The 25,054-nt window shown below is 72.1% G+C and carries 24 protein-coding genes; 15 read left to right on the plus strand and 9 right to left on the minus strand.

The features are described from left to right. Positions 1 to 30 precede the first annotated feature (30 nt). The 3 genes from ACNYC2_RS05695 to ACNYC2_RS05705 are packed head-to-tail and all read left to right on the plus strand — an operon-like array spanning position 31 to position 2,424. The gene (locus ACNYC2_RS05695) at positions 31 to 789 is read left to right on the plus strand and encodes an ABC transporter ATP-binding protein (RefSeq protein WP_419707782.1); all 759 of its coding nucleotides are present in this window, start codon (positions 31 to 33) and stop codon (positions 787 to 789) included. Next, complete coding sequence (locus ACNYC2_RS05700) at positions 776 to 1,570, plus strand: ABC transporter permease (RefSeq protein WP_419706092.1); 795 nt, start codon at positions 776 to 778, stop codon at positions 1,568 to 1,570. The genes ACNYC2_RS05695 and ACNYC2_RS05700 overlap by 14 nt, the downstream gene beginning before the upstream one ends. Continuing rightward, the gene (locus tag ACNYC2_RS05705) at positions 1,567 to 2,424 is read left to right on the plus strand and encodes an ABC transporter permease (protein WP_419706093.1); all 858 of its coding nucleotides are present in this window, start codon (positions 1,567 to 1,569) and stop codon (positions 2,422 to 2,424) included. The genes ACNYC2_RS05700 and ACNYC2_RS05705 overlap by 4 nt, the downstream gene beginning before the upstream one ends. Positions 2,425 to 2,500: 76 nt before the next feature. On the opposite strand, the gene ACNYC2_RS05710 is transcribed toward ACNYC2_RS05705, so the two are convergent. After that, positions 2,501 to 3,493: a type IV toxin-antitoxin system AbiEi family antitoxin domain-containing protein gene (locus ACNYC2_RS05710; protein WP_419706094.1), complete on the minus strand. Its 993-nt coding sequence runs from the start codon at positions 3,491 to 3,493 to the stop codon at positions 2,501 to 2,503. 91 nt (positions 3,494 to 3,584) lie between these two features. Here ACNYC2_RS05710 and ACNYC2_RS05715 point away from each other — a divergent pair, with 91 nt between their 5' ends. The 5 genes from ACNYC2_RS05715 to ACNYC2_RS05735 all read left to right on the plus strand — a co-directional run bounded on the left by ACNYC2_RS05715 (position 3,585) and on the right by ACNYC2_RS05735 (position 7,472). After that, entirely contained in the window at positions 3,585 to 4,256 is a 672-nt protein-coding gene (locus ACNYC2_RS05715; RefSeq protein WP_419706095.1) for a nucleotidyltransferase family protein, read from the plus strand. Positions 4,257 to 4,397: 141 nt separating this feature from the next. Beyond that, complete coding sequence (locus ACNYC2_RS05720; protein WP_419706096.1) at positions 4,398 to 5,153, plus strand: cytochrome d ubiquinol oxidase subunit II; 756 nt, start codon at positions 4,398 to 4,400, stop codon at positions 5,151 to 5,153. An 83-nt stretch (positions 5,154 to 5,236) separates the two neighbouring features. Beyond that, positions 5,237 to 5,866: a hypothetical protein gene (locus tag ACNYC2_RS05725; RefSeq protein WP_419706097.1), complete on the plus strand. Its 630-nt coding sequence runs from the start codon at positions 5,237 to 5,239 to the stop codon at positions 5,864 to 5,866. Between the two features lie 62 nt (positions 5,867 to 5,928). Continuing rightward, positions 5,929 to 6,675 carry a DNA repair protein RecO gene (gene recO, locus ACNYC2_RS05730; protein ID WP_419706098.1) on the plus strand — a complete coding sequence of 249 codons (747 nt, stop codon included), beginning with the start codon at positions 5,929 to 5,931 and terminating at the stop codon, positions 6,673 to 6,675. Further along, entirely contained in the window at positions 6,675 to 7,472 is a 798-nt protein-coding gene (locus ACNYC2_RS05735) for an isoprenyl transferase (protein WP_419706099.1), read from the plus strand. The genes recO and ACNYC2_RS05735 overlap by 1 nt, the downstream gene beginning before the upstream one ends. 114 nt (positions 7,473 to 7,586) lie before the next feature. Here ACNYC2_RS05735 and ACNYC2_RS05740 read toward each other — a convergent pair whose 3' ends face one another. The 6 genes from ACNYC2_RS05740 to ACNYC2_RS05765 form a co-directional block, all read right to left on the minus strand. Next, positions 7,587 to 8,636 carry an iron-siderophore ABC transporter substrate-binding protein gene (locus ACNYC2_RS05740; protein WP_419706100.1) on the minus strand — a complete coding sequence of 350 codons (1,050 nt, stop codon included), beginning with the start codon at positions 8,634 to 8,636 and terminating at the stop codon, positions 7,587 to 7,589. A gap of 116 nt (positions 8,637 to 8,752) precedes the next feature. Further along, a complete protein-coding gene (locus ACNYC2_RS05745) occupies positions 8,753 to 9,547 on the minus strand; it encodes an ABC transporter ATP-binding protein (protein WP_419706101.1) in 795 nt (264 codons plus the stop codon). Continuing rightward, complete coding sequence (locus tag ACNYC2_RS05750) at positions 9,544 to 10,590, minus strand: FecCD family ABC transporter permease (protein ID WP_419706102.1); 1,047 nt, start codon at positions 10,588 to 10,590, stop codon at positions 9,544 to 9,546. The genes ACNYC2_RS05745 and ACNYC2_RS05750 overlap by 4 nt, the downstream gene beginning before the upstream one ends. Next, the gene (locus ACNYC2_RS05755) at positions 10,590 to 11,636 is read right to left on the minus strand and encodes a FecCD family ABC transporter permease (protein ID WP_419706103.1); all 1,047 of its coding nucleotides are present in this window, start codon (positions 11,634 to 11,636) and stop codon (positions 10,590 to 10,592) included. The genes ACNYC2_RS05750 and ACNYC2_RS05755 overlap by 1 nt, the downstream gene beginning before the upstream one ends. Before the next feature lie 158 nt (positions 11,637 to 11,794). Then, positions 11,795 to 12,325, minus strand: a complete 531-nt coding sequence (locus ACNYC2_RS05760; protein ID WP_419706104.1) for a hypothetical protein — start codon at positions 12,323 to 12,325, stop codon at positions 11,795 to 11,797. Positions 12,326 to 12,565: 240 nt separating this feature from the next. After that, positions 12,566 to 13,978, minus strand: a complete 1,413-nt coding sequence (locus ACNYC2_RS05765) for a glycine--tRNA ligase (protein WP_419706105.1) — start codon at positions 13,976 to 13,978, stop codon at positions 12,566 to 12,568. A 181-nt stretch (positions 13,979 to 14,159) separates the two neighbouring features. Here ACNYC2_RS05765 and ACNYC2_RS05770 point away from each other — a divergent pair, with 181 nt between their 5' ends. The 7 genes from ACNYC2_RS05770 to ACNYC2_RS05800 all read left to right on the plus strand — a co-directional run bounded on the left by ACNYC2_RS05770 (position 14,160) and on the right by ACNYC2_RS05800 (position 21,716). Continuing rightward, on the plus strand, positions 14,160 to 15,143 hold the full coding sequence (locus tag ACNYC2_RS05770) for a metal ABC transporter substrate-binding protein (RefSeq protein WP_419706106.1): 984 nt from the start codon (positions 14,160 to 14,162) through the stop codon (positions 15,141 to 15,143). Next, a complete protein-coding gene (locus ACNYC2_RS05775; RefSeq protein ID WP_419706107.1) occupies positions 15,140 to 15,973 on the plus strand; it encodes a metal ABC transporter ATP-binding protein in 834 nt (277 codons plus the stop codon). The genes ACNYC2_RS05770 and ACNYC2_RS05775 overlap by 4 nt, the downstream gene beginning before the upstream one ends. 2 nt (positions 15,974 to 15,975) lie before the next feature. Then, positions 15,976 to 16,905, plus strand: a complete 930-nt coding sequence (locus ACNYC2_RS05780; RefSeq protein ID WP_419707783.1) for a metal ABC transporter permease — start codon at positions 15,976 to 15,978, stop codon at positions 16,903 to 16,905. Continuing rightward, positions 16,905 to 17,303 (plus strand): Fur family transcriptional regulator, encoded by a 399-nt coding sequence (locus ACNYC2_RS05785; RefSeq protein WP_419706108.1) that lies wholly within the window; start codon positions 16,905 to 16,907, stop codon positions 17,301 to 17,303. The genes ACNYC2_RS05780 and ACNYC2_RS05785 overlap by 1 nt, the downstream gene beginning before the upstream one ends. 167 nt (positions 17,304 to 17,470) lie before the next feature. Then, complete coding sequence (locus ACNYC2_RS05790) at positions 17,471 to 18,688, plus strand: NAD(P)/FAD-dependent oxidoreductase (protein ID WP_419706109.1); 1,218 nt, start codon at positions 17,471 to 17,473, stop codon at positions 18,686 to 18,688. A 41-nt stretch (positions 18,689 to 18,729) separates the two neighbouring features. Continuing rightward, the gene (locus tag ACNYC2_RS05795; RefSeq protein WP_419706110.1) at positions 18,730 to 20,139 is read left to right on the plus strand and encodes a 2-oxoadipate dioxygenase/decarboxylase family protein; all 1,410 of its coding nucleotides are present in this window, start codon (positions 18,730 to 18,732) and stop codon (positions 20,137 to 20,139) included. Continuing rightward, a complete protein-coding gene (locus ACNYC2_RS05800) occupies positions 20,136 to 21,716 on the plus strand; it encodes an aldehyde dehydrogenase family protein (RefSeq protein ID WP_419706111.1) in 1,581 nt (526 codons plus the stop codon). The genes ACNYC2_RS05795 and ACNYC2_RS05800 overlap by 4 nt, the downstream gene beginning before the upstream one ends. Before the next feature lie 93 nt (positions 21,717 to 21,809). Here the strand turns inward: ACNYC2_RS05800 and ACNYC2_RS05805 are convergent, their stop codons facing one another. Together ACNYC2_RS05805 and ACNYC2_RS05810 are read right to left on the minus strand one after the other, a co-directional pair. After that, positions 21,810 to 22,916 carry a helix-turn-helix domain-containing protein gene (locus ACNYC2_RS05805; protein WP_419706112.1) on the minus strand — a complete coding sequence of 369 codons (1,107 nt, stop codon included), beginning with the start codon at positions 22,914 to 22,916 and terminating at the stop codon, positions 21,810 to 21,812. A 294-nt stretch (positions 22,917 to 23,210) separates the two neighbouring features. Beyond that, the gene (locus tag ACNYC2_RS05810) at positions 23,211 to 25,037 is read right to left on the minus strand and encodes a protein kinase domain-containing protein (RefSeq protein ID WP_419706113.1); all 1,827 of its coding nucleotides are present in this window, start codon (positions 25,035 to 25,037) and stop codon (positions 23,211 to 23,213) included. Positions 25,038 to 25,054 lie beyond the last annotated feature (17 nt).

Consider the following 25,054-nt stretch of genomic DNA (forward strand, 5'->3'; position numbering starts at 1 on the left):
CCCACCCCGGAGGGTGGGGCCGGCACCGGCCTGCACATCGCCAACCTGTCCAAGACGTTCGGTTCGGGCCGCAAGACGGTGACCGCGCTCGACGACGTCACCCTGCACACCGACCAGGGCAGCTTCCTGTCCCTGCTGGGCCCGAGCGGCTGCGGCAAGTCCACGATCCTGCGGATCCTCGCGGGGCTGGAGGCGCCGACGTCGGGCACCGCCAAGGTGGACGGCAAGGACGCGCAGCAGCTGCGCGCGGGCCACGAGCTCGGCATCGCGTTCCAGGACTCCGCCCTGCTGCCCTGGCGGTCCGTCGAGTCCAACCTGCGGCTGCCGTTCGAGGTCTCGGGCGAGCCCGTCGACCGCGAGCTGATCGCCGAGCTCATCCGGCTCGTCGGCCTGACCGGCTTCGAGAAGGCCAAGCCGGGTCAGCTCTCGGGCGGAATGCGGCAGCGGGTGTCCATCGCGCGCGCCCTGGTGGTCAAGCCGTCGGTGCTGCTGCTCGACGAGCCGTTCGGCGCCCTCGACGACATGACCCGCCAGCGCCTCAACCTCGAGCTGCTGCGGATCTGGACCGAGAAGCCGGCCACCACGCTCATGGTCACGCACGGCATCTCGGAGGCCATCTTCCTGTCCGACCAGGTGGCGGTCATGAGCCCGCGGCCCGGCCGGATCAAGGAGATCATCGAGGTGGACCTGCCGCGCCCGCGCCTGCCCGAGATGATGCGCAGCCCGGAGTTCCACGCCCTGCACGACCGGGCGTCGGAGCTCCTGTTCACGGCCGATGAAGATGCCTGACGGCGCCCGCGCCCGCGCCTGGCTGGGCGGCGCGGCCGGGCTGGCCGGCCTCGTCGCGCTGTGGTGGCTGCTCGCGGTCACGGTCTTCGACGGCTCGTCGATGCCGACGCCGCCCGGCGTGCTCCGGCAGTACGGCGCCGACGGCTGGGCCTTCTACGCGAACAACTTCGGCGGGACCGTCGTCGAGGCGCTGATCGGGTTCGCGTGGGGCAACGGCCTGGCGCTCGTCCTCGCGGCCCTCGTGCTGCTCACGCCGCGGCTGGAGCCGGTGATCTCGCAGATCGCGGTCATCAGCTACTGCGTGCCGACCATCGCCGTCCTGCCGATCCTGTACATCGTGCTCGGCCCGCCGGACTCGGGCGAGCCCTCGCCGACGGCGATCGTCCTGGCGGCGCTGTCCGTCTTCTTCACCACGGTCGTCGGGGCGGTGCTCGGGTTCCGGTCCGCGGACCGGGCGGCGCTCGACGTCGTCCGCGTGTACGGCGGGGGCCGCTGGAAGCAGCTCGTCACGGTGCAGCTCGTGTCCGCGCTGCCGGAGATCATCAGCGCGCTGAAGATCGCGGCGCCCGCCGCGTTCCTCGGCGCGATCCTGGGGGAGTACATCGGCGGTGTGGACCGCGGCGTCGGACCCGCGCTCATCGCCGCCGGTCAGGGCCTCATGGTCGAGCGGGCCTGGGGAATCATGTTCGCCTGCGCGCTCGTCGCGGGCATCGGGTACGCGGCGTTCGGCCTGCTGGGCCGGGTCGCGGTGCCGTGGTCGACCGGAGGAGGACGAGGATGAGCGAGCTCTCGAGCACGCGGGTTGAGCTTGTCGAAACCGGGGTCTCGACAGGCTCGACCAACGGCGGAGGCACCGGCCGCGCCCTCGCGACCGGTCTGGGCAGGGCGCTCGGCACGGCGCTGCTCATGCTCGTGATCCTCACCGCGGTGTGGGTCGTGTCGGTGGCGCTGGTGGACAACACCTTCGTCGCCAAGGGCCCCGCCGAGGTCTACGAGTTCCTCTTCGCCGACGACGACGCCGCCCGGACCCGCGCGGAGATCGCCACGGCGCTCGGCATCACGCTGGGCGACGCCGCCATCGGGTTCGTGGCGGGCATGCTCGCGGCAACGATCGCGGCGGCCCTGATCGTGCTGTTCCGGCCGGTCGAGACCACCGTCATGCCGGTCGCGCTGATCCTGCGCGCGGTGCCGCTCATCGCGCTCACGCCGATCATCCGGCTGCTCTTCTCCGACGAGCTGGTCCGCGTGGCCGTGGTCTCGGGGATCGTCGTGCTGTTCCCCGCCCTGGTGAACATCGTCCAGGGGCTGCGCTCGGTGTCCACGCAGATGTCCGACGTCGTGCACGTGTACGGCGGCGGACCGTTCGCCCTGCTGGTCAAGGTCGCGTTCCCGTCGGCGCTGCCCGCGCTGTTCGCGTCGATCCGGATCTCGGTGCCGGGCGCCATCACGGGTGCGCTGCTCGCCGAGTGGCTGATCACCGGCCGGGGGATCGGCAGCATGGTGGTCAACGCCGTCGGCCAGTCCGAGAACAACCTGGTCTGGGCGTGCGTGCTGGTGGTGACGCTGGCCTCCCTGGCGCTCTACCTCCTGGCGCAGATCGCGGAGTCGTTCGTCCTGGCCCGCTACGGCCGCTGACCGGACCTACCGAGAACGGGGTTGTGTTCCCTGGAGCCCCTCTGGGCGAACACAACCCCGTTCTCGACGGGCTTGCCTATCGACGTCGGCGGGGCGGGGCCGGGGGGATCGGGCGGTTCGGGAGCCAAGCTTCGCGGGTCAGGACTGAGCGGATGGCGTCGGTCATCTCATCGCCCTTGTGGACGTGCCTGGTGAAGAACCGGAGCAGCACGTGCCGTCCCTCTCGGAGCAGCCTGTTCTGCCGGACTGCGTCCTGGCGCACCTGTTCCGCCGACGTATGGAACTCGTCGCTGTCCAGCTCGACCAGCAGCCAGCGCCCGTCGCCGAGGTACCACGCCAGATCGGCGCGGCCGAGGAACTTACCCGTGGCGTCGACCACGTCCCGCTGGAGATCGTCGGGCCCGATCCCGGCCTCGACACATCGCAGCCGTGCCGAGGACTCGACCGGGGACTGTGACCTTCCGTCGGTAGCACCCCACCAGCCGTGGGTCCTGGCGCAATCCCGCCGGTTCCTGGTGAGCCGCTCGGCCTTGCGCAAGCCGGACGGAGCGAGGATCCGCTTGTTCAGGAGCGAGTCCATGACCGCCACCGCGTGCTCGCGGTCCAACAGCGGCAGAGCCTGAGCGAGCGCGTGGGGGGCGTCGGCTGCGAACCGGCCACCCACCGCGACCAGCGGGAACCGCCGGTACTGCCGGAGCACGATCCCGTCGCGCGGCTCCCGACCGGACCCGTCGGGGAAGGCCGCCTCGGGGACGAGGTCCTTGGGTAGTCCGGCGACGCCGAGGAGTGCGAGCGCACAGGCTCCGACCGAGGCCGAGCCCGGGTAGGCGAGCAGCGCCAGCCACGCCGAACGGAGCCGGCTCAGGTCGTAGGGGTGGAGGCCGGGGTCCGGCTCGCCGGTGTCGAACACCCCGCGCGTCGGCCGCCGCCAAAGGCCTGTCGTGACCAGCCGCCGACGTCGAGCGTTCCCCACGCCGTGGGCGTCGCACTGCGCGGACGAGAGCAGTCCTGCTTGCTGACGTGCAAGGTCGAGAAGGGCGTCGGGGATCGGTTTGGCCGCAGACACCATCACATGACACCAGAAGATAACCAATGATGTCACCGGACCAACCACCCCCTGTTGATAACAAGCCAGTCGAGAACGGGGTTATGTTCCTGTGATGCGCCCGGATGAACACAAGCCCGTTCTCGTCGGCCCTGTCGGGGTGGTCCTGGCCGGCGGGGGCGGGAGCCGGTTCGGGATGCCCAAGGCGCTGGTTCGGGGCGACGACGGCACCCCCTGGCTCGACCTCGCGTGCCGCGCGCTGCTCGACGGGGGCTGCGCGGACGTCGTCGTGGTGCTCGGGGCGCGGGCCGACGAGGCGCAGGAGCTGGTGCCCGCCACCGCCACGGCAGTGGTCGCCGCCGACTGGGCGTCCGGGATAGCGGCGTCGCTCCGGGCGGGCCTCGCGGCGGCCGAGAGCGTGTATGCCGGCGCGGCGACGGCGTCCGGAGGGGCGCCCGCCGGGACGAGCCGAGCCGACGTCGCCGTCGTCTCCCTCGTGGACCTGCCCGGCCTGCGGGCCGACGCCGTCCGCCGGGTGCTCGCCGTGGCCGGGGAGCCGGACGCCGCGCAGCACGCGCTCGCCCGCGCCGTCTACGGCGGCGAGCCCGGGCACCCCGTGCTGGTGGGCCGCGCGCACTGGCGGCCACTGGCCGACGCGGTACGGGGCGACACGGGCGCCGGCCCGTACCTGCGCGCCCGTGCCGCGGTCGCCGTCGACTGCACGGACCTGGGTGGCGGGGACGACGTCGACCGGCGCGGTCCCGCGAGGTCTCCCGACCAGGGGTAGGGCCTGCCCGATCACGCGCTAGGGGTGATCCCTGACCTTTCCCCAGTTCTGCCCGAATCCTGTCGCCGTGACCGGTCCGGCTACGTAGTCTCTGGAGAGTGCCGGAACACCGGACGTGAGGCCCGAGCCGGAGGTGGTCGGATGAACGCAGCGGCCTGGGCAGTCCTCCTGGCCGTCCTGGTGACGGGGTGGGTGCTGCTCGACGGAGCCGTCCAGGGTGCCGGCGCGACCCTGCTGCAGGAACGCGGCCAAGACGGCGGAAACCGGCGCCGCGAACCGGCGGAGCGGCGCGTGGTGCTGGGCGCCGTCGGGCCGCTGCTGGTGCCCGGCGAGGTGTGGCTGGTGGCCGCGCTCGGCGTGCTGATCGGCGTGTTCCCGCACGCCACGGCAGACCTGCTGGACGCGGCGTCCCCGGTGGCGATCGTGCTCATCACGTCGTGGGTGCTGCGCGACGCGGGGATCTGGCTGCGCAGCAGGCGGCCCGGCAAGATCTGGCGGGACGTGTGGGACGTCGTGCTCGTGGTGGCGAGCACCGCGCTCGCCGGGAGCTGGGGCGCGCTGCTCGGCGCGGCGTGGGGGAACGGCCTCGCGGCGCTGGCCCTCGGCATCGTGGCGGTGGTGGTGACGCGCCTGCACGGCGACGCCGTCGTCGCCTGGCGCCTGCGCCGGACGGGACCGCTGGCGGTGATCGTCACCTCGGTGATGATCGCGGCACCCGTCGTCGGGACCGCCGTCGCCGCGTGGCCGCGTCTCGTCGAGGGCGGCATCTCCCCGGAGGCCATGGCGTCGCTGGGGTTCGTGGCGATCGTGGTGCTGCCGGTGATCCTTGCGCTCCAGGTCCTCGCGTGGTGGCTCGTCGCGCGCCCGCTGGGCAGGCGGGACACCCTGTTCTTCTGATGGGTCGTTCTGATCTGTTCTCCTGATCGCTGCCGGGCCTTTGCTACTGGCCAGGGCGAGATGCCGGTAAAGTCCTGCTCACCATGACCATGAAGAACCGCATAGTCTGCGCGCTCCTCGGCGCGCTGGCTTTCGCCACCGCGACCCTGCTCCTGCCATGGCTCCCGGACGCGCTGGTGGCGCTGCTCGGTTCCGGCGGCGTCCTGCTGTTCCTGGCCGCGCTCGTGCTGCCGACGAACACGCGCCAGCCGCCGGTGCACAGCCTGACGATCCTCGACAAGGGCTACCTGACGCCCGCCGAGATCCACCAGATCCTCGGGATCTGGCTGCCGAGCGGAAGCTCCTCCCTGGACGCCAGGGACGCGCAGTGGACGGTCGCCCGGCACGTCGCCAAGTGGCGCGCGGACCACGTGGTCAACGTGATGGACTTCCACGGCGTCCTCGCCGAACGCCGCGTCGAGCTGCTCTCGGTGGTGCAGTGGATAGGCGTACACCTGCTGCCCGCGTTCCTCGGCCTGATGTTCCTGATCCCCACGCTCGCCCTCACCGGGTTCGACAAGATCACCAACAACTTCCTGCAGACGGTCCTGCTCTTCGCGATCTGGGGGACCGTCGCGCTCATCGTCCGCGGCGTGCTCGAGAAGCACGTGATCCACCGGTTCGTGTGGGAGCCGGAGCTGTCGTCGGACGGCACCAGGTTCGTCGAGCGATAGGTCTCGACAGGCTCGACCCCCGAGGGGCGCGGAGTGTCAGACGCACCTGGGATGATGTTCTCGTGCCCCTGTACCGAGACGACGCGATTGTCCTGCGCACCCACAAGCTGGGTGAGGCGGACCGCATCGTCACGTTCCTGACGCGCGAGCACGGCAAGGTGCGCGGCGTGGGCAAGGGCGTGCGGCGGACGTCGTCCAAGTTCGGCGCCCGGCTGGAGCCGTTCATGGCGGTCGACGTGCAGTTCCACACCGGCCGCAGCCCGCGGCCCGGCATGGGGCTCGACACCGTGACGCAGGTCGAGACCATCGGGGCGTACGCCCGGGCCATCAGCCAGGACTACAACCTGTACACGACGGGCACCGTGATGCTCGAGGCCGCCGACCGGCTGGTCGCGCAGGAGCACGAGCCGTCCGTGCAGCAGTACTGGCTGCTCGCCGGCGGGCTGCGCGCGCTGTCGGAGCGGCACCACGACGCCGGCCTGGTGCTCGACTCGTACCTGCTGCGCGCGCTCGCGGTGGCCGGCTGGGCGCCGTCGTTCGAGGACTGCGCGCGCTGCGGCGAGCCGGGGCCGCACCACTCGTTCAACGTGGCGCAGGGCGGCGCCGTCTGCCCGCGCTGCCGGCCGCCGGGTTCCACCGCGCCCGCGCCCGAGACCTTTGCCCTGCTGTCCTCGCTGCTCGCGGGCGACTGGGTGACCGCCGACGCGTCCGACGCGCGGCACCGCAAGGAGGCGAGCGGCCTCGTCGCCGCCTATGGCCAGTACTACCTGGAGAGAACGTTGCGATCGTTGAAGATGGTGGAGCGCTGATGGCCCGGACCGCGAGCCGCGAGCTGGTCGCGCCCTTCCCGCACCCGTCCGGCGCGCGGGCCCCGCGGATCCCGAAGGAGTTCGTGCCGCGCCACGTCGCCGTCGTCATGGACGGCAACGGGCGGTGGGCCAACGCCCGCGGCCTGCCCCGCATCGAGGGCCACCGGGCGGGTGAGATGTCGCTGCTCGACGTCGTCGCCGGGGCTGTCGACGTCGGCGTCGAGTACGTCTCGGCGTACGCGTTCAGCACCGAGAACTGGAAGCGCTCGCCCGAGGAGGTGAGCTTCCTGATGAACTTCACGCAGGACGTGATGCGGCGCCAGTGCGACGTCATGGCGTCGTGGGGCGTGCGGATCCGCTGGGCCGGACGCCGTCCGAAGCTGTGGAAGTCGGTGATCAACGTGCTCCAGGAGGCCGAGGAGCGCACCAAGGACAACGACCTCTGCACCCTGACGATGTGCGTCAACTACGGGGGCCGGGCCGAGCTGGCCGACGCCGCCGCCGCCATGGCGCGCGATGCCGCCTCCGGCCGGCTGAACCCGAACCGGATCAACGAGAAGACGGTGCAGAAGTACCTGTACCTGGCCGACCTGCCCGACGTGGACCTGTTCCTGCGGTCGTCCGGCGAGCAGCGCACGTCCAACTTCATGCTGTGGCAGGCCGCGTACGCCGAGATGGTGTTCCTCGACGAGCCGTGGCCCGACGTCGACCGCCGCCACCTCTGGCGCGCCGTCGAGGAGTACGCGCGGCGCGACCGCCGCTACGGCGGCGCCCTGGACACCCCCACGCCGAAGTAGAACTGCAGCGAGATAGAACTGCAGCGAGATAGAACTGTGGCGAAGTAGAACCTGAGCAGGGTTCTACTTCGCCACAGTTCTATCTCGCCACAGTTCTACTTCGGCGGGAGGGGACTACTTGGTCAGCGTCGTGGCCAGGGAGTCGATCAGCTTCGGCATGCCCTCGGGGTACTCGACCGAGAGGGCCGTGGGCGGCGAGACCGCGGAGACCGCGACGGTGCCGACCTGCTGGACCACCATGCCGTCCTTGACGGCGGGCAGGGCCTGCAGCTCCTTCTTGGTCGGGAGCGCCTCGGCCTGCTCCTCGGTGTACGTGTACGCGACGACGAGGTCGGAGTCGAGCTTGTCGAGCTCCTCGTACGACAGCGTGTAGAAGAACTGGCCGTCGTCCGGCGCGAGCTCCTCGACGGCCGGGGCGGTCTCGAAGCCGAGGCCCTCCAGGAACCCGGCGCGCGGGTCACCGGCACGGTAGACGTAGACCAGGCCCTCCTCGGGCGAGTCCACGATCGCGGCGACCGTCTTGCCCGCGAACTCGGGGTGCGCGTCGGCCTGCTCGGCCAGGTAGGTGTTGATCTCCTCGACCTTGGCCTCGCCCGCCGCGCTGCGGCCCAGGGCGTCGGCCGTGGACGTGATGATCTGGTCCCACGGCGTCTGCCACGCCGTCTCCGGGTAGGCGACGGTCGGGGCGATCTCGCTGAGCAGGTCGTACTGCTCCTGCGTGATGCCCGAGTAGGTGGCGATGATGACGTCGGGCTCGGCGGCCGCGAACTCCTCGTAGGGCACGGAGGCGCCGGACTCGGCGTCGGTCAGCACGGTGGGCTTGTCGATGCCCGCCTCGTCGTAGGCCTCCTCGACCCACGGCAGGAGGTTGCCCTCGCCGACGGTCCAGGTCTGCTCGGCGACGGCAACCGGGTAGACGCCGGCGGCGATCGCGGCCTCGGTCGAACCCCAGCCCCACGTGGCGACACGCACGGGCGCCTCGTCGATGGTGGTCTCGCCGAGGGCGTGCTCGATGGTCAGCGGGAACTCGTCGGTCGCGCCGGAAGCATCGGCCGACGGCGTCGCGCCGTCCGCGGCAGGGGCTTCGGACGCGCAGCCCGACAGGGCGAGGGCGGACGCGGCGACAATGCCGACGGCCGCCGCGAGGGAACGGCGAGGGCGCACGGTTACTCCTGGGGGTTCAGGCGAACGACCGGCGGATGCCGGTCGAGATGAGGTAACCCTAACCACATTAGGTAACGACGATGTTGCGAAATTGGGGAGCCCTGAAGTGAGGTGCGTTACTCGCCGGAGTGGAAGCGGCCCACCGGGACGACGAGCGGCGAGCCCGCCACCGGGTCGAGCACCACCTGGGCGCGCAGCCCGAACGCCTCGCTCACCACGTCCTGGGTCAGCACGTCCGACGGCGCGCCCTCGGCGACGATCCGCCCGGCCGACATCACGACCAGGTGGTCGGCGTAGCGCGCGGCGAGGTTGAGCTCGTGCAGCACCATCGCGACGGTCGTGCCGCGGTCGCGGTTCAGCTCCGTGAGCAGGTCCAGCAGGTCGAGCTGGTGGCGCACGTCGAGGAACGTGGTCGGCTCGTCGAGCAGCACGATGTCCGTCTGCTGCGCCAGGACCATGGCGATCCACACGCGCTGGCGCTGACCGCCCGACAGCTCGGCGACGGGCCGGTCCGCGAGCTCCGCGACGCCGGTGGACCTCAGCGCGGTGGTGACCACGGCGTCGTCGTCGGACGAGTGGCGGCCGAACCAGCCCTGGTGCGGGTAGCGGCCGCGGCTGACGAGCTCGGCGACGCGGACGCCGTCGGGCGCGATGGACGACTGCGGCAGCATGCCGACCTTGCGGGCCAGCTCCTTGCGGGGCATCGCCGTGATGTCGGTGCCGTCGAGCGTGATCCGGCCGCCGTCGAGCGGGTGCAGGCGGGCCAGACCGCGCAGCAGCGTGGACTTGCCGCAGGCATTCGGCCCGACGACGGCGGTGATCTTGCCGTCCGGCAGTGTCAGGTCGAGGTCCTCGATGACACGTAGTCCCTCGTAGCCCAGGCTGACGCCCTCGGCGCGCAGGTTGGTCATCGGCTCCTCTTCTCGTTCGTGGCGAGCAGCCACAGCAGGTAGGGGGCGCCCACGAGCCCCGTGACGATGCCCACGGGGGCGGCCACGCCGAGCAGCGCGTGCTGTCCGACGACGTCCGCCACCAGGGTCAGGGCCGCACCCGTGGCGCTGGACGCGACGAGCGCGGCGCCGCCGTCGTTCACCAGGCGGCGGGCGATGGCGGGGGCGACCAGGGCGACGAAGGCGATCGGCCCGGCGGCGCTGGTCGCGAGCGCGACGAGCACGACCGCGAGCAGCAGCGTGCCGACCCGGGCGGCGTCCACGTGCACGCCGAGGGCGCGCGCGTTGTCGTCCCCGAGCGAGAGCGGCCCCTGGGTGCGGGCGACGAGCGCGACCGCGATCGCGAGCACGAGGGTGCCGGCGGCGACGAGCGTGAGCTGTTCGCCGCGGATGTCGGACACGGAGCCGACGGTCCAGATGAGCACGCCCGCCGCCTCGTTCTCCTCGGCGCGGGCCATCGCCCAGGCGACCATGGACGAGCACAGGTACGCGAACCCGACGCCGACCAGCACGAACCGGATCGAGTGCAGGCCCTTGCGCCAGGCCAGCAGCCAGATCGCGAGGGCGACGAGGCCGGCGCCGGCGAAGGCCAGGCCGGACAGCGCCACCCCGCTCATGCCCAGCGCGAGGAGGCCGGTCACCGCCCCGAGACTCGCTCCGCTGGAGATCCCGAGGATGTCGGGCGAGGCGAGCGGGTTGCGCAGGGTCGACTGGAACAGCGCGCCCGCCAGCCCGAAGGCGGCACCGACCACCACGGCGGCCTCGATGCGGGGCAGGCGCAGCTTCTGGATGATGAAGACGTCGCCCTTGTCGCCCAGCCCGAGAGCGCCGGCGATCGCCTGGCCCGGGGTCAGCCCGGCGGCGCCGATCAGCAGGGCGCCGGTCCCGGCGACGAGCACCAGGAGGGCCATCCCGGCCACGACGAGGACCTGCCGGCGGCGCCGGACGGCGCGCAGGTCGGCGACCGTGGCGGCAAGGGCGGTGTCGAGGGTGTCGGCGGTCATCAGGCTCCCACCACGTTCCTGCTCCGGGCGACGGCGATCAGCACCGGCGCGCCCAGGAGCGCGGCGACGACGCCGGCCTCGAGCTCGGACCGGGGCAGGATCAGCCGTCCGAGGACGTCGGCGGCCAGCAGCATCACGGGGCCCAGGAGGGCGCCGATCGCCATGACCCAGCGGTAGTCGGTGCCCACGAGGCGGCGCGCCGCGTGCGGGACGACGAGCCCGACCAGTGCGATCGGCCCGGCGAGCGACGTCGCGGTACCGGCGAGCAGCACGATGGCGACCGCGGAGAGGGTGCGCGTGGTGCCCACCCGCTGGCCGAGCGCGGTCGCGACGTCGTCGCCGAGGGCCAGCATGTTGAGCCGGTGCGAGAGCACGGCGGCGAGGATCACGCCGACCAGGATGAACGGCCACAGCCACAGCACGGTGTCCAGGCCGCGTCCGGTCAGGGAGCCGACGGACCAGAACCGGTACAGGTTGAACGCCTGCTGGTCGCGCAGGAGCACGAGCGTGATGAGGGGCGTGATGAGCGCCGTCACGGCGGCGCCGACGAGCACCAGCCGCACGGGCTGGCCGCGCCCCACCGAGAACACGATCGCCGCGGCGGCGGCGGCGCCGAGGAACGCGAACCAGACGTAGCCGATCGGCGAGGTGATGCCGAAGAGCCAGACGGCGCACACCACGGCGAGCGATGCGCCCGAGTTCAGGCCCAGCAGGCCGGGATCCGCTATCGGGTTCCGCGTGACCCCCTGGATCAGGGTCCCCGCGGTGCCGAGCGCGACCCCGGCCGCCAGACCCACGACGGTGCGCGGCAGCCGCTGGTCGAGCACCACGTCGTGGTCCACGAAGCCGGCGACCGGCGCCGTCAGTGCCCGCCAGACCTCTGCCGGGTTGATGTCTCGGACGCCGAGCGCGAGGCTCGCGAGGACGACGAGCAGCAGGGCGACGAGCGCCGTCGCCAGCGCGAGCGTCCTGCGGCGGGCGCGGTGAGCCACGGCCTCCGCACCCTCACGGCGTCCCGCGGGCGCTGCCGCAGGTGAGGTAAGCATTGCCTAAGTGTTCCATAAGGCACAGAGTGGTCAGTACGCCGCTCGCTCTGCTCCGCCGGTCGGGCCGGACGCTCAGTTGGTCGGACGCTCCGCCGGTCGAGCCTGTCGAGACCTGGTGCCCGACAGGCTCAGGTCTCGGCAGGCTCGATCACCGACGGTCAGTAGGAGTCGCAGCCCCAGCCGTCGCCGTCCGAGTCGAGGTCGTGGTGGTCCTTCGACCCCACCCAGACCCTGTCGCCGACGTCCGGGCAGTCGAGGTCGGGGTTCGAGGGCGAGACCGGGCACTGCCACCTGCCGGTGGCGTAGACGCAGACGTAGTCGGCCGCCCGGGCGGGCTGGAAGCGGGTGTTGCCCGGGTACTTCACGACCCACGTGCCCGAGCGGGTCGCGCCGAACCTGTGCGCGTACTCGCCGGTGCCGGTGGTCCGGACCGTGCCGACCTTGCTCATTTCGACCGGGCCGGTCGGGTCGAAGTAGATCGCCATGACCTGGTCGGTCAGCGGGTACCACCGCCCGCCCCGCTGTACCTCCAGGGTTCCCGCGACGACGACTGGCTTCCGGCTGGCTACCGGTTCGGGCTTGGCGTTGGCCGCGAGCTCGGTGGCGTAGGCGGCCTGGAGTGCTTGTGCTTGTGTAGGTGCGGGCGCCGCGTATGCGGGCGCTGTGCCGGCCAGTGCGATAACGCTCACAAGGGCGACGATGGTTCGGCGAATCATGTGGGTCCTACCTCTGGGGCTGGATAGCGCTGGCTGCGCTGGCTGTGCACGCTACGAGGTAACAGGCCCCTGGCGCGCCTGATATGACCCGAATTTCGCCGAAGTCACCCGGGTGAGGTCACCGGGGGAGGGCGCCAGGAACGACCATGCGGTTGCTGCCGGACCGGGTGGTGGTCTGGCAGCAACCGCATGGTCGGTCTGCTGGTCGAGGCCTCAGGCGCCGACGAGGTGGCCGGCCAGGTAGCCGACGACCTTGTCCAGCGCCACGCGCTCCTGCTCCATGGAGTCGCGGTGCCGGATGGTCACCGCCTGGTCGTCGAGCGTCTCGAAGTCCACCGTGATGCAGAACGGCGTACCGATCTCGTCCTGGCGGCGGTAGCGCTTGCCGATGGCCTGCGTCACGTCGTAGTCGACGTTCCAGTACTTGCGCAGCTCGGCGGCCAGGGCCTCCGACGCCGGGAGCAGGTCCGCCGTCTTGGACAGCGGCAGCACCGCTGCCTTGACGGGCGCCAGGCGCGGGTCCAGGCGCAGCACGGTGCGCTTGTCGACGCCGCCCTTGGTGTTGGGCGCCTCGTCCTCCGCGTACGCCTCGACGAGGAACGCCATGAGGGACCGGGTGAGGCCGGCGGCCGGCTCGATGACGTACGGGTAGTACTTCTCGTTCGTCACCGGGTCGCGGTACGCGAGGTCCTTGCCGGAGCTCTCCGTGTGGGTCTTCAGGTCGAAGTCCGTACGGTTCGCGATGCCCTCGAGCTCACCCCACTCGCTGCCCTGGAAGCCGAAGCGGTACTCGATGTCCACCGTACGGGTCGAGTAGTGCGACAGCTTTTCCTTGGGGTGCTCGAAGTGGCGCAGGTTGTCGGCCGAGATACCGAGGTCGGTGTACCAGCTGGTGCGCTGGTCGATCCAGTACTGGTGCCACTCCTCGTCCTCGCCCGGCTTGACGAAGAACTCCATCTCCATCTGCTCGAACTCGCGCGTGCGGAAGATGAAGTTACCGGGCGTGATCTCGTTGCGGAACGACTTGCCGATCTGGCCGATGCCGAACGGCGGCTTCTTGCGCGCCGCCGCTGCCACGTTGGCGAAGTTCACGAAGATGCCCTGCGCGGTCTCGGGGCGCAGGTAGTGCAGGCCGGACTCGTCCTCGACCGGGCCGAGGTACGTCTTCAGCATCATGTTGAAGTCGCGCGGCTCGGTCCACTGGCCGCGGGTACCGCAGTTCACGCACACCAGGTCCGTCAGCGGCACGGAGTCCGGGTCGTCGATGCCCTTCTTCTCCGCGTGCGCCTCCTGCATCTGGTCCACGCGGTAGCGCTTGTGGCACGAGAGGCACTCGGTGAGCGGGTCGGTGAACACGCCGACGTGGCCGGAGGCGACCCACACCTGGCGGGGCAGGATGACCGACGAGTCCAGACCGACGATGTCGTCACGGCTCGTGACGGTCGAACGCCACCACTGACGCTTGATGTTCTCCTTGAGCTCCACACCGAGGGGGCCGTAGTCCCACGCAGAGCGCGTTCCACCGTAGATCTCACCCGACGGGAAGACGAAACCTCGTCGCTTCGCGAGCGAGACGACGGCGTCGAGCTTGGCGGTCTGCGCAGAGCGCACTGACTTGTCGGACACGAGGGTCTCTCCAGGGGAACAGGCGGTAAACAATGTCCGCCCAGCCTACCGTCCGGTCTCGGTGGTCGAGCTTGTCGAGACCAGGTTTCGACAAGCTCAACCAGCGGTCGTCCGGTGGGGTGACCGACCTCTCGGCACCGATCTTTGACAACGGTTCTCAACAGGCGTGAGAATCGTTCTCATGATGAAGACTCGCGCCACCGGCGCTGCGCTCGCCGGCCTCGCTCTCGTCGCCACGGCGACCCTCGCAGGCTGTTCGACGCAGGGCGCGGGCGGCTCCTCCGGCGAGTCCGACGGCGTCACCGTACTCGCCTCGTTCTACCCGCTCCAGTACGTGGCGCAGCAGATCGGCGGCGACCTGGTCACCGTCGACAACCTGACGCCCCCGGCCGCCGAGCCGCACGACCTCGAGCTCTCGCCGGCGCAGGTCCGCGAGATCGGCACCGCCGACCTGGTGGTCTACCTGTCCGGCTTCCAGAACGCCGTCGACGAGGGCGTCGAGGCGCGCGCACCGCAGCACGTGGTCGACGCCGCCGACGCCGCCGGCCTCGTGGAGCACGCCGAGGAGGCGGAGGAGGAGCACGCGGGCGAGACCGAGGAGGAGCACGCGGAGCACGCTGACGAGCACGGCCACGGCGCCACCGACCCGCACTTCTGGCTCGACCCGAGCAAGCTCGCGACCGTCGGCCAGGCCGTCGCCGACGAGCTGGCGGCCGTGGACCCGGAGCACGCCGACGAGTACGCCGCCGGGGCCCAGCGCCTCGGCCAGCAGCTCGACGAGCTGGACCAGGAGTTCGCGGACGGCCTGGCCGCCTGCCAGGGCGCCACGCTCGTGACCAGCCACGCCGCGTTCGGTTACCTCGCCGACCGGTACGCGCTGGAGCAGGTGGGTATCTCCGAGCTCGACCCCGAGGTGGAGCCGTCCCCGGCCCGCCTGCGCGAGATCGGCGACATCGTCGAGGAGCGCGGCGTCAAGACCCTGTACTCGGAGACGCTCGTGAGCCCCAAGGTCACCGAGACCCTCGCCTCGGACCTGGGCGTGAGCACCGCCGTGCTGGACCCGCTGGAGGGCCTGTCCGAGGACGCCACGGCCGCGGGCGACGACTACGTCTCGGTCATGCAGGCGAACCTCGCCGCACTGGAGGAGGGCCTGGTCTGCGAATGACGGACACTAGGCAGGTGACCGAGACGAGCGAACCCGTCATAGAGGCCCGTGGCCTGCACTTCCGTGCGGGCGCGAGCCACATCCTGCGCGGCATCGACCTGACGGTGGACCGCGGCGAGGTCGTCGCGCTGCTGGGCGCGAACGGCTCCGGCAAGTCGACCCTCGTGCGCGCGCTCGTCGGCATCAACTCGCCGTCCGAGGGCACCGTCCGGCTGCTCGGCAAGCCCCTCGGGGCCGGCCGGCGCGGGGCCGCCGTCGACTGGAGCCGCATCGGCTACGTGCCGCAGCGCGCGACCGCCGGCGGCGGCATCCCGTCCACCGCGCAGGAGGTCGTCGCGTCCGGCCTGCTGCACGGCCGCCGGCTGTGGCCGCCGCGCGGCTGGCGCGACCAGGTCGACACCGCCCTCGAACAGGTGGGCCTCGCCGACCGGGTGCGCGACCCCGTGCACCTCCTGTCGGGCGGCCAGCAGCAGCGCATCCTCATCGCGCGCGCCCTGGTCCGTCAGCCCGACCTCCTCGTCCTCGACGAGCCCGTGGCCGGCGTCGACGTCGCCAGCCAGGAGGCGTTCGCCGCCACCATGAAGCGGCTGGTCGACGGCGGCCTCACCGTGCTCGTCGTCCTGCACGAGCTCGGCGAGCTCGAGCCGCTCGTCACCCGCGCCGTCGTGCTGCGGCACGGCAAGGTGGTGCACGACGGCGCCCCGCCGCGCGCCCGGCACGACCACGACCGCGTCGGACACCGGCACCAGCACCCGCACGCCGACGACAACGGCAGCCGGACGGCGCGGGACGCCGAAGCCATGGCTCTCGACCTGGAGGTGCGACCGTGATCATGCTCATGCTGACCGACCCGTTCATGCAGCGGGCGCTCGTCGCGGCGCTCCTCGTCGGCATCACCGCCCCCGTCGTCGGCACCTACCTGGTGCAGCGCAAGCTGTCCCTGCTCGGCGACGGGATCGGGCACGTCGCCCTGACCGGCGTCGCCCTCGGCTGGCTCGTCGGCGCGGGCATGGGGCTGACGCCGAACGACGCCCTCGCCATCCCCGGCGCCGTCGTCGCCGCGGTGATCGGCGCAGTCCTCATCGAGGTGGTCCGGCGTCGCGGACGCACCTCCGGCGACCTCGCGCTCGCCATCATGTTCTACGGCGGCATCGCCGGCGGCGTCTTCCTCATCGGGATCGCCGGCGGCTCCTCCGGGAACCTCATGCAGTACCTGTTCGGCTCCATCTCCACGGTGACCGACGCCGACCTCTGGCTCACCGTCGTGCTCTCCCTCGTGGTGCTGGCCGTCGGGGTCGGCCTGCGGCACGCGCTGTTCTCCGTCAGCCACGACGAGGAGTTCGCCGTCGCATCCGGCCTGCCCGTCTGGGCGCTGAACATCATCGTCGCGGTCGTCTCCGCCCTCACGGTGACGGTCGCCATGCGCGTCGTCGGCCTGCTGCTCGTCAGCGCGCTCATGATCGTGCCCGTCGCCGTGGCCCAGCAGGTCACGCACGCGTTCGGGCGCACCATGCTCACCGCGTGCGTCGTCGGTGTCGTGGTCTGCGTGTCCGGCCTGACCATCACCTACTGGTACAACGTCTCGCCGGGCGCGACTATCGTGGTCCTCGCCATCGCCGTCTACGCGGTGGTCTCACTCGTGGCACCGTTCCTGACCCGGCGGCGCCCCGCGCACGACCCGCATCCAGACCTGCCCGACGACGTCGACCTGCCTGCCGCCGCAACGGAACGTGCGATGGCCGCCGCGAAGGAGTGCCGCTGATGGCCGCACGTATGACCCGCCAGCGGACAGCCGTCGTCGAGGCGCTCGACGAGCTCGCCGACTTCCGCTCGGCGCAGCAGCTCCACGAGACCCTGCGCGCCCGCGGCGAGTCCGTCGGCCTCGCCACCGTGTACCGGGCGCTGCAGGCGCTCGCGGACGCGAGCGAGGTCGACGTGCTGCGCGCCGAGGACGGCGAGAGCCTCTACCGCCGGTGCGCGCGCCGCGAGCACCACCACCACCTGGTGTGCCGGATGTGCGGCCGGACCGTCGAGATCGACGGGCCGACGGTCGAGGCCTGGGCCTCGAAGGTCGCGGCGGCCCAGGGCTTCGACGACATCGAGCACACGATCGAGCTCTGGGGCACCTGCGCGGACTGCCGCGCGACCGCCGCGAGCTGACCTGTCAGACACGCCCCGACCTGTCAGACGTACAGGTCACTCGGGTGACTTGTACGTCTGACACCTGGGCGTGTGTCTGACAGGTTCGTTCCCGGGTCCGGGCTGCCACAGCAGGAAGAGTTCCGGCGGGTGTCCGCATTCGCAGGAGCACGTGGCAGGATGCGTGCATGACCTCAGCACGGCACCCCGCGGACCGGCGGGGCAGGCTCCCCGCGCGGGCTGAGGTGGTGGTCGTCGGCGGCGGCGCGATCGGCGCGTCGGTGGCGTTCCACCTCGCCGAGGACGGCGTCGACGTGCTGCTCCTGGAGGCGGAAGAGCTCGCCTCGGGCAGCTCGGGCAAGCCCATCGGGGGAGTGCGGGCGCAGTTCTCCGACCCCGCGAACGTCGACCTGGGCAACCGCAGCCTCGAGCTGTACGAGGACTTCGCCAACCGGCCGGGCGCGGACATCGGGCTGCAGCAGCCGGGCTACCTGTTCCTCCTGCCGGACGCCGACGACGTCACGCTCTTCGAGGAGTCGGTGGCCATGCAGAACGAGCGCGGGGTGGCGAGCCGCATGCTCAGCCCTGACGCCGTCCGCCGGCTCAACCCGTACGTCGACGTCGACAGGTACCGGGGCGCCGCCTACGCCGCGCGGGACGGGTTCGCCCACCCCAAGGCCGTCGTCGAGGGGTACGCCGCGGGGGCCGAGCGCCACGGCGCGACCGTCCGCACGCACGTGACGGCCACCGACGTCGAGACGAGGGGCGACGACGTCGTCGCGGTGTGGACGAACCAGGGCCGGGTGCGGACCGGCGCCGTCGTGCTGTGCGCGGGCGCGTGGACGCGCGACGTGGCCACCAAGGCGGGGCTCGACCTGCCCGTCGACCCCTACCGGCGGCAGATCGGCTTCACCCCTGCGCTGGAACCGGCGCCGTCGCGGATCCCGTTCACCATCGACTACGGCACCACCTTCTACTTCCACAACGCGGCGCCCGACGGCCTCCTGCTCGGGATCGCCGACCCGGCGACGCCCATCGCCTTCGAGCGCACCTACGACCCGGCCTGGCTGCCGCTGCTGCGCGGCGCGCTGGGAGCCTGCGCCCCCGAGCTGGTCGACGTGCCCGTAGCGCGGGGCTGGGCGGGGCTCTACGAGATGACGCCGGACCACAACGCCCTCATCGGCGAGGCGACCGGCGTGCCGGGGCGCGTGCTGTACGCCGCCGGCTTCTCCGGCCACGGGTTCCTGCAGGCTCCCGCGGTCGGCGAGGCGGTGCGCGACCTGTACGCGGGCCGCACGCCCCCGATCGACGTGTCCGGGTTCAGCGCCGACCGGTTCGCCGCGGACGCCTCCGGAACGACCACCACCGGCCCGGGGCGACGAGGCCCCGAGGCCAACATCATCTGACGGACGATCTGACGGAACACATGACGGACAAGGAGACACTGATGTCGGCACCGACGTTCCTCGAGCCCTGGCAGCTGAGGGCCGCGTTCGCGCGCAGCCTCTCGGACATGTACGGCCAGGAGGTTCCGGCCTACACCACGCTGCTGGACGTGTCGCACGAGGTCAACGCCGACTTCGTGACGAAGCACGGGGCGGACGCCGAACGGCTCGGCTCCATCGCACGCGTCACCGCGGAGCGGCACGGCGCGATCCGCGTGGGAACGCCCACCGAGATGGCGCAGGTCGCCCGGATCTTCGGCGCGATGGGCATGCAGCCGGTCGGGTTCTACGACCTGCGCGACGCGTCGTCGAGCTCGGTCCCGGTGATCTCGACGGCGTTCCGGCCGATCGAGCGCGCGGAGCTGGCGCGCAACCCGTTCCGGGTCTTCACGTCGATGCTGGTGACGGCGGACCGCCGGTTCTTCACCGCTGACCTGGAGCGGCGCCTGGAGAACTTCCTCGGCGCCCGCACGCTGTTCGGCCCGGAGCTGCTGGCCCTGGCCGACCGGGCCGAGGCCGAGGGCGGCCTGCCGAAGGACCAGGCGGCGGAGTTCCTGCGCCTGGCGACCGAGGCGTTCGAGCTGTCCCGGGAGCCCGTGGACCAGGCCTGGTACCGCGAGCTGGAGGCCGTCAGCGCCGTGGCCGCCGACATCGGCGGCATCGCCTCGACGCACATCAACCACCTCACGCCGCGCGTGCTCGACATCGACGACCTGTACGCCCGCATGGAGGCCCGCGGCATCACGATGATCGACGCGATCCAGGGCCCGCCGCGCTGGGAGGGCCCGGACGTCCTCCTGCGCCAGACGTCGTTCCGCGCGCTCGCCGAGCCGCGCACCTTCCGCACGGCCGACGGCGAGATCGTGAGCGACTCCCTGCGCGTGCGGTTCGGCGAGGTCGAGGCGCGTGGCATCGCGCTGACCCGCGAGGGCCGTGCCGCGTACGACGCCGCCGTCGTCGAGATCGACGAGGCCGCTGCCGCGGCCCGCGCCGAGGACCCCGGCTTCACGGAGGCCCGGCGCCAGGAGATCGCCCGCGCCGTCTGGCAGAAGACCTTCCCGACGACGGAGGCGGAGCTCGCGGCCCAGGGCCTCGGCTGGTTCACCTACGAGGTGGACGGCGACGGCACCGGCGTGCGCCGCGAGCCCGTCGTCTACGAGGACTTCCTGCCGCGTTCCGCGGCCGGCATCTTCCAGTCCAACCTGACCTCGGACGGCGCAAAGGACGCGAGCCAGCAGGGCACTGACCGTGACGCCGACTGGATGTCCGGCGCGCTCGGCCGGGAGCTCAACGACCCCTTCGACCTGTACGCCGACCAGGTGGCCAGGTCGCTCACCGGCGCCGCCGAGACCCTCGGCGTCGACCCGGCCACCCTCACCACGCCCAACCGCACAACGGGAGCATCGCGATGACCAGCACCACCACCCACACCCCGCTGACCACCGAGCTGCGGGACGCCGCTCTCGGCGCCCTGGAGCGGCTGGGCGCCGACCTGTCGCTGGTCGAGCCCGTCGAGGCCTCTGGCGGGGTCTCGACAAGCTCGACCAACGGGGTTCTTCCCGCCGTCTCGCCGCTCTCCGGCACGCAGATCTCTGGCGTCAAGCGCGACGGCGCCGCGGAGGCCACCGCCGCCGTCGACCGGGCCGCCGAGGCCTTCACGACGTGGCGCTCCGTCCCCGCCCCCGTGCGCGGCCAGGTGATCAAGCGCCTGGGCGAGCTGCTGACCGAGCACAAGACCGACCTGGCCGAGCTCGTCACCATCGAGGCGGGCAAGGTCACGAGCGAGGCCCTGGGCGAGGTCCAGGAGATGATCGACATCTGCGACTTCGCCGTCGGGCTGTCGCGCCAGGTCGGCGGACGCACGATGCCGTCGGAGCGCCCGGGCCACCGCCTCATGGAGACGTGGCACCCGATGGGCGTCGTCGGCGTGATCAGCGCGTTCAACTTCCCGGTGGCCGTGTGGTCCTGGAACACCGCCGTCGCGCTCGTCTGCGGCGACACCGTGGTGTGGAAGCCGAGCGAGAAGACGCTGCTCTCGGCCGTGGGCGCCTCGGCGCTGCTCGACCGGGCGCTGGCCGAGGCCGGCTTCCCGGCGGGTGTCTCGCAGCTGCTCCTCGGCGACCGCGAGGCCGGCGAGGCCCTCGTGGCCGACTCCCGCGTGGCCCTGGTCTCCGCGACCGGCTCCGAGCGGATGGGCCAGCAGGTCGCTCCCGTCGTCGCCGCACGCGGCGGCCGGTACCTCCTGGAGCTGGGCGGCAACAACGCGGCGATCGTCGCGCCGTCGGCGGACCTCGACCTCGCCGTGCGCGGCGCGGTGTTCTCCGCGGCGGGCACGGCCGGGCAGCGCTGCACCTCGCTGCGCCGCCTGATCGTGCACGAGTCGGTCGCGGACGAGGTCGTCGCGCGGCTCGCCAAGGTCTACGGCAGCCTGCCGGTCGGCGACCCGCGTGCCGAGGGCACCCTGGTCGGCCCGCTGGTCGACGCCGGTGCGCGCGAGCGCATGCTCGCCGCGATCGACGAGGCGGTGGCAGCGGGCGGCAGGCTCGTCGTGGGCGGCACCGCGGTCACCGTGCCCGGCGCCGAGGACGCGGCGTACGTGCAGCCCGCGATCGTGCGGATGACGACGCAGGCCGACGTCGTCAAGCGGGAGACGTTCGCGCCGATCCTGTACGTGCTGACCTACTCGGAGCTGTCCGAGGCGATCGCGCTGCACAACGACGTGCCCCAGGGCCTGTCGTCGGCGATCTTCACGATGGACGTGCGCGAGGCCGAGACGTTCATGTCCGAGGTCGGTTCGGACTGCGGCATCGTGAACGTCAACATCGGGACCTCCGGTGCGGAGATCGGCGGCGCGTTCGGCGGCGAGAAGTCGACGGGCGGCGGGCGCGAGTCCGGTTCGGACGCGTGGAAGCAGTACATGCGCCGCGCCACGAACACGGTGAACTACTCGACCGAGCTGCCGCTGGCGCAGGGCGTCAACTTCGGCTGATCAGAGATCCGCGAAGTAGAGCGCCTGTCCGCGTTTCCCTGGTAACACCAGGGAGAGGCGGACAGGCGCTCTACTTCGCGGACGGGGTGCCGGTCAGGAACGGCCCGCGGGGACCGCGATCATGGAACCGGTGTCCGTGGTCGGGACGTCGGTGCTGGGCGCGTACCTGTTCACAGCGCTGACGGGGACGCCGACCCGCTCCGCGACCTCTTCGAGCGAGAGGTTCTGCTCCCACCGGAGCACGCGGATCTCGCTGATCTGCCGCGAGCTGAGCGCCGGCGCCGAGCTGGTGACCGCGGGCGTCGCCCCGGTGACCGTGGGCAGCGTCCCGGTGCTGGGGCGCGTCTCCCAGTCCGTCGCCGGCGTCACGGGCGCGTACTTGCGTTCCAGCTGCACGCGCTCGGTCTCACCGGTCAGGGCAGGCTCGGACCGGATCCGCTCGGGCGCGGCGGCCGGGTCGGTGCGGCCGGTCAGGGCCGGCTCGTCGTGCGCGGACCTGTCGTGCTCGTCGCCGCCGTCGGTCACGGCCAGGCCCATCTGGACGCCGGCGGGAAGGACCAGCTCGGGCAGGTTCACGCGGACCGGCGCGCGGTCGGCCGCGGTCCGCTCGAGCTCGCTCTGGTCCGGCATCCACTCGCCGGCCAGCGCCGCGGCCTCCTGGACGACGTCGCGGATCGTGCGCTCCGACTCCAGGTGCGGGCGCGTCACCTCCGCGGTGACGCCGGCGGGCACGTGGCGGTGGACCCGGGTCACCGCGGCGTTCACGTCCGCGATGCGTGCGTCACGCTCGTCCTCGGGGGCGATCTGTGCCAGCCGCACCGCGTCGAGCATGTCCAGCACGGCCGTCTCGCGGTCGAGCTCGATCTGCGCCAGCCGGTCGAGGTTGCGCGCACTCGACGCCGACTGGAAGAACAGGTGCACCGCGACGGCCGCGAGGACGGGGGCGACGGCGCGGGAGACGGCGAAGATGCCCTCACCGAGCAGCCAGCCGTGCCAGGCGGCGAGCGCGCCGGACAGCACGCCGACGACGATCGCGCCGCCGAGCCAGCGACCGTGCCCGGCCGGCTCACGGCCGCTCTCGAGCGCGCGGTCGGCCCGACGTCGTCCCTCCCAGGCCAGGCCGATCACCAGTGCCTCGTAGGCGATACCAAGCGCGTAGCCGAGCTCGGGCCCCTCATAGGCGGCGATGGTGTGTGACATGCCGATGTAGGCCCAGGCCGAGAGGCCGAAGGCCCCCAGGAAGAACCCTGGGTTTCTGCGTATGTCGGCGATGACCGCAGGAACGCGTCGGGGGCGTTTCTCCGATGCCATGATGGGTGTATCCCTTTCCGTCGGTACGGGTCGGTGTGGCGGTACTGCCGGGACGCGTGGTCGGAACCCGACTGAAGAAGACATGGTGCAAGGCTGATCTTGGACCATGTTGGGCCCTTTGTGCTCTTTACGAGGCAGATTTAGCCTCAGTTGCCCCGGCGACTCGCCGCCGAGGCGGGAGATTCACCCGCTCGGGACCCACTCGTCGGGCAGGGTGAACGTGGTGCCGAACTCGGCGGAACGGTAGCCCGCCCGCTCCGCCGTCACCGTCACTCTCGCCTGGTGACCGGCCCGGCCACCCCCGATCCAGATCCGCCGGCCGGGCGTGTAGTTCCCCCACCTGATGGTCTCGTTGCGAGTGACGTCGACCCACGACCACGTGTAGGTGACGTTCGGGTCCTGGTCGACCTCGCAGTAGGTCATCCAGCCGGAGTTCACCTTGCCGGGGTCCATGCGGACCGAGCAGCTCGGCTGGGGCACGGTCGGCTGCGGCACCGTGCCGGTGGCGTTGGAGAGCACCGCCGCCTCGGCATATCCGGACCGGGCCGCGGTGAGCCGGACCTGGACGGGCTTGCCCACGTCGTCGAGCACGACGGTGTAGGTGCACGACCCGAGGTTGTCCCGCTCCTCGCCGCCGATGCTCCACACGCACGTCGTGGCGGCCGGGCGCGGCGTCCAGCCGGTAGCTTCCGCGACGATCTCCTGGCCCACCTGGACCTGCGCCGGGATCGCCACGGTGCCCGGCCGGAACCGGGCCGGGGCCGCGTCCTGCTCGGTCGTGCCGGCGGGCTCGTCGACGGGCGTGGTGACCGGAGTGTCCTCGGGCGAGGGCGACGCCGACGGCTTCTCCCTCGGCTTCTTCGGGGCGCTGGGGCTGGGTTCGCCGGACGGCTCGGCCGACGTCGACTCCCCGTCCTGGGGTGCGGCGACCGTCGGCGAGTCGTCCGGTGCCAGGAAGTGCGCGACGGCTGCCGCGCCCCCGCCGCCGGCCAGCACCAGACCCACCGCGACCAGGCCGGTCAGGACCCTGCGACGTAGCCGGTCCGACGGCGCCGGCGCCTCCGCACGGTCCGTCGCGGTCGTGTCGGCGGGCGGTGCCGCCGCGCCCAGCACCGTGTCCAGGTCGGCCAGGCCCGGGCCGGCCAGTCCGGTGTCGACGGGCTCGACGTACGGCGGGTCAGCGGGCGAGGCGAGCACCGCCGACGCCGTCGGGCGCGCGGCGGGGTTCTTGGCGAGGCAGGCGCCGACCACGTGACGCAGGCCGGACGGGAGGGCGTCGAGGTCGGGCGTCTCGTGCACGATCCGGTAGGTGACGGTCGCGAGGCTGCCCGTCCCGAACGGTGGGGTGCCGGTCGCCGCGAGGTGGGCGACGGCGCCGAGCGACCACACGTCGGAGGCGGTGGTGACGGTCTCGCCGCGGGCCTGCTCGGGCGACATGAACTGGGGCGTCCCGGGCTGGATGCCCGTGCTGGTCAGCGACGTGGCGTCCGAGTCGGAGACGATCCCCATGTCGATCAGCACCGGCCCGTCGGGGCCGAGCAGCACGTTGGTGGGCTTGACGTCGCGGTGGACGAGACCTTCGCGATGGATCGCGTCGAGGGCCTCCGCCAAACCCGCGACGAGCTCGCGGACCGCCGCCTCGGGCAGGCTCCCCAGCTCGGCGATGGCGTGCGCCAGGGTGGGTCCGGGCACGTACTCGGTGGCCAGCCAGGGCCTCGGCGCGTCGACGTCGAAGTCGACGACCACCGCCGTGCGGCGGCTGCGTACCCTCGTCGCGGCCGACACCTCGCGGCGGAAGCGGGCCCGGAACTCGCGTTCGTCGGTGCTCTCCGGGTGGATGACCTTGATCGCGAGCAGCCGGCCGCTCCGGGTGGCGCCGAGGTACACCACGCCCATGCCGCCCTTGCCCAGCCGGCCGCGGATCTCGTAGCCGCCGAGCTCGGTCGGGTCGTCGGCGGTGCGCGGCGCGATCTCAGGTGCGCGGACACGTCGCGCCACGTCGGACAGCACGGAGAACTCCCTCGGGT

The sequence above is a fragment of the Promicromonospora sp. NFX87 genome (assembly GCF_048564965.1).
Classification (GTDB): Bacteria; Actinomycetota; Actinomycetes; order Actinomycetales; family Cellulomonadaceae; genus Promicromonospora.

Coding starts and splice junctions, on each gene's coding strand:
- ACNYC2_RS05770 (WP_419706106.1), top strand. CDS start 14,160: ATGATGAAGACTCGCGCCACCGGCGCTGCGCTCGCCGGCCTCGCTCTC.
- ACNYC2_RS05785 (WP_419706108.1), top strand. CDS start 16,905: ATGGCCGCACGTATGACCCGCCAGCGGACAGCCGTCGTCGAGGCGCTC.
- ACNYC2_RS05725 (WP_419706097.1), top strand. CDS start 5,237: ATGACCATGAAGAACCGCATAGTCTGCGCGCTCCTCGGCGCGCTGGCT.
- ACNYC2_RS05745 (WP_419706101.1), bottom strand. CDS start 9,547: ATGACCAACCTGCGCGCCGAGGGCGTCAGCCTGGGCTACGAGGGACTA.
- ACNYC2_RS05800 (WP_419706111.1), top strand. CDS start 20,136: ATGACCAGCACCACCACCCACACCCCGCTGACCACCGAGCTGCGGGAC.
- ACNYC2_RS05715 (WP_419706095.1), top strand. CDS start 3,585: ATGCGCCCGGATGAACACAAGCCCGTTCTCGTCGGCCCTGTCGGGGTG.
- ACNYC2_RS05700 (WP_419706092.1), top strand. CDS start 776: ATGAAGATGCCTGACGGCGCCCGCGCCCGCGCCTGGCTGGGCGGCGCG.
- ACNYC2_RS05790 (WP_419706109.1), top strand. CDS start 17,471: ATGACCTCAGCACGGCACCCCGCGGACCGGCGGGGCAGGCTCCCCGCG.
- ACNYC2_RS05780 (WP_419707783.1), top strand. CDS start 15,976: ATGCTCATGCTGACCGACCCGTTCATGCAGCGGGCGCTCGTCGCGGCG.
- ACNYC2_RS05805 (WP_419706112.1), bottom strand. CDS start 22,916: ATGTCACACACCATCGCCGCCTATGAGGGGCCCGAGCTCGGCTACGCG.
- ACNYC2_RS05750 (WP_419706102.1), bottom strand. CDS start 10,590: ATGACCGCCGACACCCTCGACACCGCCCTTGCCGCCACGGTCGCCGAC.
- ACNYC2_RS05710 (WP_419706094.1), bottom strand. CDS start 3,493: ATGGTGTCTGCGGCCAAACCGATCCCCGACGCCCTTCTCGACCTTGCA.
- ACNYC2_RS05735 (WP_419706099.1), top strand. CDS start 6,675: ATGGCCCGGACCGCGAGCCGCGAGCTGGTCGCGCCCTTCCCGCACCCG.
- ACNYC2_RS05795 (WP_419706110.1), top strand. CDS start 18,730: ATGTCGGCACCGACGTTCCTCGAGCCCTGGCAGCTGAGGGCCGCGTTC.
- ACNYC2_RS05775 (WP_419706107.1), top strand. CDS start 15,140: ATGACGGACACTAGGCAGGTGACCGAGACGAGCGAACCCGTCATAGAG.
- ACNYC2_RS05755 (WP_419706103.1), bottom strand. CDS start 11,636: ATGCTTACCTCACCTGCGGCAGCGCCCGCGGGACGCCGTGAGGGTGCG.
- ACNYC2_RS05705 (WP_419706093.1), top strand. CDS start 1,567: ATGAGCGAGCTCTCGAGCACGCGGGTTGAGCTTGTCGAAACCGGGGTC.
- ACNYC2_RS05720 (WP_419706096.1), top strand. CDS start 4,398: ATGAACGCAGCGGCCTGGGCAGTCCTCCTGGCCGTCCTGGTGACGGGG.